This window comes from Streptomyces sp. AC627_RSS907 (genome assembly GCF_019049165.1).
In genome coordinates this window covers 1-724 of the sequence record NZ_JAGMUE010000300.1, presented here as the reverse complement: position 1 = coordinate 724, position 724 = coordinate 1, and the positions used below count along the sequence as shown (strand labels likewise).

Genomic DNA, 724 nt, shown 5'->3' with positions numbered 1-724 from the left:
TGGTGAGCATGGTGCGCGACGTGATCGTGGTGGGCTCCGGGGTCATCGGCCTGACCTGCGCCGTTACGTTGGCGGAGGGTGGGTTCGGGGTGTCCGTGTGGAGTCGGGACCCGGCGGCTGAGACGACGTCGGCGGTGGCGGGCGGGCTGTGGTGGCCGTACCGCATCGAGCCTGCGGAGGCCGCGGGCCGCTGGTCGGTGGCCTCCCTGGCCGAGCTGACCGCCCTGGCCGCCGACCCGGGCGAGACGGGTGTGCGGTTCGCCGACGGCACCCACGCCGGCCTGGGCCGTGCCGGCCTCGGGGCGTGGGCGGACGAGGTGCCGGGGTTGCGCCCGGCCGTGCCGGCCGAGTTGCCGGCGGGGTACGCCACCGGCCTGCGGGCCCACGTGCCGCTGATCGACATGCCCACCCACCTGCGGTACCTGGAGCGGCGGCTGGTCGCGGCCGGCGGCACGGTGGAGCGCCGGGCGCTGGCCTCGCTCACGGAGGCGGGGCGACGGGCGCCGGTGGTGGTGAACTGCTCGGGGCTCGGCGCCCGGGAGTTGGTGCCCGACCCCGAGGTGCACCCGGTGCAGGGGCAGGTCGTGGTCGTGGAGAACCCGGGGCTCGACGAGTGGCTGGTGGCGGCCGACCCGGTGGCGGCGGAGACGCTGTACGTGCTGCCGCAGCCGTACGGGGTGGTGCTCGGGGGCACGGCCCGGGCGCACGCCTGGGAGCTGCGGCC

1 protein-coding gene is annotated in these 724 nt (G+C 77.2%); it reads left to right on the top strand.

Annotation, left to right across the window (positions count from 1 at the left end):
* Positions 1–8: 8 nt before the first annotated feature.
* On the top strand, positions 9–724 hold a 716-nt coding region (locus KUM32_RS35390; RefSeq protein ID WP_217146032.1), incomplete at its 3' end, for an FAD-dependent oxidoreductase.